The following is a 7659-nucleotide window of genomic DNA, read 5'->3' as shown; positions in this document are numbered from 1 at the left end:
CCCCCGGGCGTCCAGACGGCGCGCGGTCCGTTCCCAAGCCATCACCCGCCCCGCGAGAAGACGGCCAGCCCCCGGGTCCGAGAGGTCGGTGAGGCAGCGGCCGTTCGAGAAGCTTTTTCCGTGGCCCGCTCTGACGGGGAAATGTCAGGCCGCTTGCGTCCCGTGTGCTTCCCCAACGTGGCCGCCCGGTTGCCGTGTCAGCGGCGCGACGTCGCCTCGCTGGGGAAACCGGGCACCCGGGTTGCACTGCCCCGCGGCGGCCGGATCCACGCGAAGGGCAGTGCGGGGGGACGCCGGTGCCAGGTGTGGGAAGGACGGGACCCTAGTATGGCGAAGGCTCGATGGGCGGCGGTGGCGGTGATGGTGGCGGCGGTGGCGTTGGCGGCGTGTGAGCGGCCCTCGTCGCACCAGGCGCGCACGGGGTTCGCGGCGCGGCCGGAGCTGTTGGAGTTCGGCGCCTCCGCGGTGGGGCGCACCAAGACGATGAAGCTGCGGCTGGCGAACCAGGGCCGCGCGTCCTACCGCGTGGAGGGCGCGCGCTCGTCGCTGCCCCACGTCAGCATCCCCCCGTTCGAACCCTTCACGCTGTCTTCCGGCGCGGAGCAGGAGATTGAAGTGCGCTTCACGCCCGACGTGGAGGGCGCGGTGCAGGGGCAACTGGAGGTGCTCACCGACGCCAGCGGCGAGGCGGTGGCGACGGTGCCCGTCACCGGACGCGGCGTGAAGGCGCTGGTGGAGGTGCCGGAGACGGCGCTCGACTTCGGCAACGTGAATCTGGGGCTGGTGGAGATGCGCGAGGTGACGGTGCGCAACCCCTCCGACGTGGAGAGCCCGCTGGTGCTGTCGGTGCAGGGCACGGACGCGGATCAATTCTCCGCCGGCTCGGGCCTGCCGTCGTCGCTCGCGCCCCATGAGACGCGCAAGGTGCCGGTGGCCTTCAGCCCGGTGCGGCTGGGCACCGCCGAGGCCGCCCTGCACGTCACGGTGTGCGACGGCTGCGAGCCCGCGGTGGTGACGCTCACGGGCACCGGCGTCGCCAGCATGTTGGAGGTGACGCCGCTGCGCGTGGACTTCGGCCGGGTGGCGGTGGGCGCCACCGCCGAGGAGCGCATCACCGTGCGCAACCAGGGCAATGAGCCCCTGAGCTACACGGGCGCGGCGCTGCTGGAGGATCCGTCCGGCGTGTTCCAGGTGGTGAGCGCGCCGCCGCTCGTCAACGACGTCCTGCCGGCCGGGGGCGTGGTGGAGCTGCGCGTGGCCTTCACGCCCAAGGCCTCCGGCAAGGCGCGCACGGGCCGCGTGGAGGTGGCCGTGCGCAAGCCGGGCACCACGTCGCCGGGCCCCAAGGTGTCGCTGGTGGGCGAAGGGGGCGCGTCGTGCGTGGAGGTGTCGCCGGAGCGGCTGGACTTCGGGCCGGTGGCCTTCGGCATGACGGCCACGCGCGACGTCACCGTGCACAACCGCTGCCGCGACGAGGCGTCCGTCACCGGGCTGCAGCTCACCACCCGCGCGGGCGGCTACTTCACGCTCGCGCAGCCGCCCGCGAACCAGACCGTGGCGCCCGGGGGCTTCCTCAAGGTGGGCCTGACGTTCAGCCCGCGCGCGGGCTTCACCGGCGTGAGCGGCGGCCAGCTCGCCGTCACCACCCACCACGACGGCGCGAACGCCACGGAGGGCGTGGTGCTCGCCGGTGAGGGCCGGGCCTTCAAGCCGTGCGTGTACGCGCTGCCCGGGGCGCTGGACTTCGGCCAGGTGCCGGTGGGCTCGGAGGTGGCGCTGGGGTTGACGTTGCGCAACACCGGCTCGGAGGCGTGCTACCTGTCGGCGCTGCAGCTCGCGTCGGGCTCGGACGGGGCCTTCCGCGCGGAGCCGGTGGTGAACGGGGCGCTGGAGCCCGGGCGGAAGGCGACGCTCGTGGTGCGCTTCCAGCCGCCGGAGGAGGGGGACTTCCAGGGGCTCGCGGAGGGCTGGGTGAGCCATCCGACGCTGGGCCATCCGCTGGTGACGCTGTCCGGGCGGGGCGTGCGGGGCTGCTTCTCCGTGCAGCCCACCACCGTGGACTTCGGCATCAGCCGGCTGGCGTGCGGCCCGCGCACCCGGGAGTTCATGGCCTACAACGACTGTCCGGGCCCCGTGACGGTGGCCGGGATGAAGCTCGTGCAGCCCGGCGCGGAGTTCGCGGTGTCGGGGGCGCTGCCGGCCACGCTGCCGGCGGGAGCGCGCGTGAAGCTCACCGCGAAGTACACCCCCGCGGAGGAGGGGGACGACACGGCGACGGTGCGCTTCATGCTGGCGGATGGCGCCGTCTACAACGCGGGGCTCGTGGGGCGCGGCCTGTCGAGGACGGAGCAGACGGACCGCTTCTTCCAGGAGGAGGAGGCGAAGGTGGACGTGCTCTTCGTCGTCGACAACTCGGGCTCCATGATGGAGGAGCAGCAGAGCCTGGGCTCGAACTTCGCCGCCTTCCTGTCGGCGGCCACCGCGTCGCACGTGGACTACCGCATCGGCGTGACGACCACCGGCCTGGACCCTTCGCCCGGTGGCTGGTCCGAGTGCCCCGGCGGCGCGCTCGGCGGGGAGAACGGGCGCCTGTTCCCGGCGGACGGCTCCAGCCCGCGCATCATCACGCCCCAGACGCCCAACGCTGCCAACGTCTTCGCCACCAACACGCACGTGGGCGTGTGCCATTGGAACGAGCAGGGCCTGGACGCCGCGTGGCGCGCGCTGTCGGATCCGCTGCTCTACAACCTGGATGATCCGCGCACGCCGCAGCCCGCTGACGGCAACGGCGGCTTCCTGCGCGAGGACGCGAAGCTGGCCATCATCGCGCTGTCGGACGAGGAGGACTTCAGCTCGCAGCCGGTGTCCTTCTACGAGACGTACTTCCTGGCCCTCAAGGGCAACGACCGCGGCAAGGTGTCCTTCAACGCGGTGGTGGGCCCCCTGGACCTCAACACCTGCCCCACCTCCAGCAGCTCTGGCAGCCGCTACATGGAGCTGGCCAGGAAGCTGGGGGGCGTGGTGGACAGCATCTGCACGCCCAACTGGGCCGCGTCGCTGGAGAAGCTGTCGGAGAGTGCCTTCGGCCCCAACCGCAGCTTCCCCCTGTCGGAGAGGCCGCTGGACCCGGGCGCCATCACCGTCCGGGTGGACGGCGTCCCGGTGACGGAGGGGTGGTCCTACGAAGCGCCGGGCAACGTCGTCGTCTTCGACCGGCTGCGCGCCCCGGGGCCCGGGGCGCTGGTGGAGATCACGTATCCGCTGGGTTGCCCGTAGGCCGGGCGGCCATTCGTCCGTCATCGGGCAGAGTCGGGGGCGGACGACTCGACAGCGCGGGACGGGAGGCTTTGAGTTGGGGCATGCCACCGGACTCCCTCCTCGTCGCCGCGCTGGGTGACATCCATGGCCGCTTCCACCGGGTGGAGGCGTGGCTGGATGCGCTGGAAGAGGCGCGGGGCCGCCGCGTGGACTTCGCGCTGGCGGTGGGCGACGTGGAGGCCTTCCGCCACGCGGACGACCACCGGCGCAAGGCCGCCAAGCGAGCGATGCCCGCGGAGTTCGCCGAGTACGCGGACGGCCTCAAGCGCGTGAAGCGGCCGCTGTACTTCATTGGCGGCAACAACGAGGACTTCGAGGCGCTGCACGACCTGCCCGACGGCGGCGAGCTGGCCCCGGACGTCCACTACCTGGGCCGCGCGGGCGTGCGGACGCTGGGCGGCCTGCGGGTGGCCTACCTGTCCGGCATCCACGCGCCGCGCTTCATCGACCAGCCCCTCAAGCGCCCCATCTCGTTGGATACCGCGAAGCAGGCGGGCTACTTCCGCGCCCCGGAGGTGGAGCGGGTGGCCGCCCTCAAGGACGTGGACCTGCTGCTCGTGCACGAGTGGCCCCGGGGCATCGTGCAGAAGGCCCGCGAGGAGCGGTTGGCGCCCGAGCGGCCGCTGCCCTCGCCGTGGATCGGCAACCCGGTGACTCGCAAGCTGGTGGACACGGTGCACCCGCGCTGGGTGCTCTGCGGCCACTCGCACAAGCCCTTCGCCGTATCGCTGGAGGCGCAGGGGCGCACGCAGTCGCGCGTGGCGTGTCTGGATCAAGCGGCCCGGCCCGACACCGCCGTCTTCTGGCTGGAGTTCGAGGGCCGTGAAGCGCAGCGCGCCGGCTGGGGCGTGACGGGCACTGTCGCGTGGCAGGCGGGACAGCGCTGGGGGCTGCACACGCTGCCGCCCTGGGGAGAGTCCGGATCCGGTGACGGGCCCGGCGAAGACTCTCCCGGCGCTACAGCTTGACGACGTCCTGGCCCCGGCGCGGCAGCTCCACGCGGAACTCCGTGTAGGGGCCCTCGCCGGAGAGCACCTCCACGCCGCCCTGGTGGGCCTGGATGATCTGCTGGACGATGTAGAGCCCCAGGCCCAGCCCCTCGCCCCGGCCGCGGTTCTGCTGGCCGCCCCGGAACGGGTCGAAGAGGAAGGGCAGCAGGCGGGGCGGGATGATGCCCACGTTGCTGATGGTGAAGCGCAGCGCGTCGTCGCGCGTGCCGTCCACGCGGATGCGCACGGGCTCCGCGGTGTCGCCGTGCTGGAGCGCGTTGCCGATGAGGTTGGAGGCCACCTGCGCCAGCCGGTCCGCGTCCCAGTCCCCCACGAGGTCGCCGTCCTGCTGCACCTCGATGGTGTGCCGCGGCCACGCCGTCTGGTGCTCCTGCACCATGCGCTGTACCAGCTGGCCGAAGTCCGTCTGGCCCCGGCGCAGCGGGATGCCGCCCGCGAGCCGCGCGCGCGCCAGGTCCAGCACGTCTTCAATCATGCGGCCCATGCGCTTGCCGCTCGCGAGCATGCGCGCGGCCGTCTTGCGCACGGCCTCGTCCTCCGTGCGGCGCTGGAGCAGCTCCGCCGCGGTGAGGATGGCGCTCAGGGGGTTGCGCAGGTCGTGTCCCAGGACGGCGGTGAACATCTCGTTGAGGCGCAGCGTCTCCGCGAGGATGTCCAGCTGCTGGGCCAGCTGCTGCTTCTGCCGGTGGATCTGGAAGAAGACCTCCGCCTTGCTGCGCAGCACGTATGCGTCCAGCGGCTTGTAGAGGAAGTCCACCGCGCCCGCGTCGTAGCCCTTGAACATGCGGCGGGGGTCGCCCGCGCCCGCGGTGACGAAGATGATGGGCACGTCGCGGGTGCGCTCCGAGCCGCGCATCAGCTCCGCCAGCTCGAAGCCGTCCATGTCCGGCATCTGCACGTCCAGGAACGCGAGCGCGAACTCGTGCTGCAGGAGCAGCTCCAGCGCCTGCGCGCCGGACGGGGCGCAGTACACCTCCACGTCGTCGCGCCGCAGCAGCGCGCTCAACGCGAGCAGGTTCTCCTCCAGGTCATCGACGAGCAGGCACTTGACCCGGGGGGACACGCCCTGGTGCTCCTTGTAGGGGATGGGCGAATCAGACAGCATCGGAGCCTCCCCACGCCTTCATCCGCTCTGGCATCTGTTCAAGAGGGAGCACGAAGTCCGCGCGGGTCGGACGGGGAATGCCTTGGGGAGCCATGGGCGGTGGGGTCCTCTATCGCTTCTGGTACAGCCGCTCCTCGGGGACGACCGGGGCGAAGGTCGCTTCGTGCGCGGAGAAGCGCAGGGACTCGCGCGCGCCCAGGCCCAGGAAGCCCTTGTGACAGAGCGCTTCCTTGAACAGCCCCAGGGAGCGCTCCTGCAGGTCGCGGTTGAAGTAGATGAGCACATTGCGGCACGACAGGAGCTGCACCTCCGCGAAGACGCTGTCGGTGGCCAGGCTGTGGTCCGAGAAGACGAGGTGGCCCTTGAGTGACTTGTCGAACACCGCGCTGCCGTACGCGGCCGTGTAGTAGTCCGACAGCGACGTGCGCGCGCCCGACAGCCGGTGGTTCTGGGTGAACGCCGCGATGCGTTCCACCGCGTACACGCCCGCCTCCGCGCGCTGGAGCGCGAGCGGGTTGATGTCCGTGGCGTACAGGAGCGTGCGCTCCAGCAGCCCCTCCTCGCGCAGCAGGATGGCGAGCGACCACGCCTCCTCGCCGCTGCTGCACCCGGCGACCCACACCTTGAGGGACGGGTAGGTGCGCAGCACCGGCACGACGTGTTCGCGCAGCGCGCGGAAGTAGGACGGGTCCCGGAACAGCTCGCTCACCTGCACGGTGAGGTAGTCGAGCAGGGCGGGGAAGAGGGCGGGCTCGTGCAGCACCCGGTCCTGGAGCCGCGACAGCGTGGCGCACTCGAAGCGCTGCGCGGCCTGGGCCATCCGGCGCTTGAGCGACGACACCGCGTAGCCCCGGAAGTCGTAGTGGTACTTGAGATAGAGCGCGTCGAGCAGCAGCCGCAGCTCGATGTCGAAGTCCTTCGACGCCACGTCGAGCATGCCCGGGCTCATCCCCGGGGCATCCACACGCGCAGGAGCGACAGCAGCTTCTCCACGTCGAGCGGCTTGGCGATGTAGTCGTTGGCGCCCGCCTGGAGGCACTTCTCCTGGTCGTCGCGCATGGCCTTCGCGGTGAGCGCGATGATGGGCAGCTTCTGCCACTCGGAGTGCTTGCGGATCTCCCGTGTGGCGGTGAGCCCGTCCATCTCCGGCATCATGATGTCCATCAGCACCAGGTCCACGGCGAGCTGCGGCTGGGCGAGGCTCCGGGTGAGCAGCGCCAGGGCCTCCTTGCCGTTGCGCGCGATCTCCACCTTCGCGCCCCGGGGCTCCAGCACGCTGGAGAGGGCGAAGATGTTCCGCACGTCGTCCTCCACCACCAGGATGCGCCGGCCGTCCAGCGCGGCCTCCCGGTCGCGCGCCGCCTGGAGCATGCGCTGGCGCTCCGGCGGCAGGTGCGACTCCACCTGGTGCAGGAACAGCGTCACCTCGTCCAGGAGCCGCTCCGGGGAGCGCACGCCCTTGATGATGATGGAGCGCGAGAAGCGGCGCAGGCGCTGCTCCTCGTCCCGGCTGAGCGTGTGGCCGGTGTAGACGATGACGGGCGGGAAGGAGACGTCCTCCTGCGCGGCCATCTGCTCCAGCAGCTCGTAGCCGCTCAGGTCCGGCAGCTGCAAGTCCATCACCATGCACTCGAAGGTGTGCTCGCGCAGCTGCTGGAGCGCTTCGTGCGCGGTGGCCACGCACTCCACCTGGACCTGCTCGGTCGCCAGCAGCTGCTGGATGCTCTCGCGCTGGCGGGGGTCGTCCTCCAGCACCAGCACCCGGCGCACGCCGGGCGTGAACTTCGTCTCCAGCTTGCGGAAGACGTCCAGCAGCTGTTCGCGCTGCACGGGCTTGAGCGCGGAGCCCACCGCGCCCAGCTCCAGCGCCTCGCGGGCCTGGTCCACCGCGGACAGCACGTGCACGGGGATGTGGCGCGTGCGCGCGTTGCGCTTGAGCTGATCCAGCACCGTGAGGCCGGAGTGGTCCGGCAGGTTGATGTCCAGGAGGATGGCGCTCGGCTGGTGGTGGACGGCGGCCGCGAGCCCGTCCGTGCCGGTGTGCGCCAGCAAGCACTGGAAGCCCAGCTCCCACGCGAGGTCGCGAAGCACGCCAGCGAAGCGCGGGTCGTCCTCCACCACCAGCAGCAGGCGCGAGCCGGGGATGAGCTGGTCGCGGTCGTCTTCCAGACCCGCGGGCAAACCCGCGGGCGGCGACGGCACGGCCACGGGCGCGGCGGGGAACGG

At 71.7% G+C, this 7659-nt stretch carries 5 protein-coding genes; 2 read left to right on the top strand and 3 right to left on the bottom strand.

What is annotated here, in order from left to right; translation table 11 throughout:
• The first annotated feature begins 327 nt into the window (after positions 1-327).
• Both D7V93_RS32485 and D7V93_RS32480 read left to right on the top strand, forming a co-directional pair.
• A complete protein-coding gene (locus tag D7V93_RS32485) occupies positions 328-3276 on the top strand; it encodes a choice-of-anchor D domain-containing protein (RefSeq protein ID WP_120647075.1) in 2949 nt (982 codons plus the stop codon).
• Positions 3277-3359: 83 nt separating this feature from the next.
• The gene (locus tag D7V93_RS32480) at positions 3360-4286 is read left to right on the top strand and encodes a metallophosphoesterase (RefSeq protein WP_120647074.1); all 927 of its coding nucleotides are present in this window, start codon (positions 3360-3362) and stop codon (positions 4284-4286) included.
• Here D7V93_RS32480 and D7V93_RS32475 read toward each other — a convergent pair.
• The 3 genes from D7V93_RS32475 to D7V93_RS32465 form a co-directional block, all read right to left on the bottom strand.
• Positions 4276-5433 (bottom strand): hybrid sensor histidine kinase/response regulator, encoded by a 1158-nt coding sequence (locus tag D7V93_RS32475; RefSeq protein WP_120647073.1) that lies wholly within the window; start codon positions 5431-5433, stop codon positions 4276-4278. The genes D7V93_RS32480 and D7V93_RS32475 overlap by 11 nt on opposite strands.
• 109 nt (positions 5434-5542) lie before the next feature.
• Positions 5543-6382: a CheR family methyltransferase gene (locus D7V93_RS32470; RefSeq protein ID WP_244237653.1), complete on the bottom strand. Its 840-nt coding sequence runs from the start codon at positions 6380-6382 to the stop codon at positions 5543-5545.
• Positions 6379-7659 (bottom strand): response regulator (locus tag D7V93_RS32465; protein ID WP_120647072.1); only part of this gene is annotated, 1281 nt, incomplete at its 5' end. The genes D7V93_RS32470 and D7V93_RS32465, both read right to left, overlap by 4 nt.

This window comes from Corallococcus llansteffanensis (assembly GCF_003612055.1).
GTDB lineage: Bacteria > Myxococcota > Myxococcia > Myxococcales > Myxococcaceae > Corallococcus > Corallococcus llansteffanensis.
Note: the sequence above shows the minus strand (reverse complement) of the source record. Positions and strands in the feature narration are given on the sequence as shown.

Bases quoted from the DNA above. Each gene is read 5' to 3' on its own strand.
- D7V93_RS32485 (WP_120647075.1), top strand. From the start codon at position 328: ATGGCGAAGGCTCGATGGGCGGCGGTGGCGGTGATGGTGGCGGCGGTG.
- D7V93_RS32480 (WP_120647074.1), top strand. From the start codon at position 3,360: ATGCCACCGGACTCCCTCCTCGTCGCCGCGCTGGGTGACATCCATGGC.
- D7V93_RS32475 (WP_120647073.1), bottom strand. From the start codon at position 5,433: ATGCTGTCTGATTCGCCCATCCCCTACAAGGAGCACCAGGGCGTGTCC.
- D7V93_RS32470 (WP_244237653.1), bottom strand. From the start codon at position 6,382: ATGAGCCCGGGCATGCTCGACGTGGCGTCGAAGGACTTCGACATCGAG.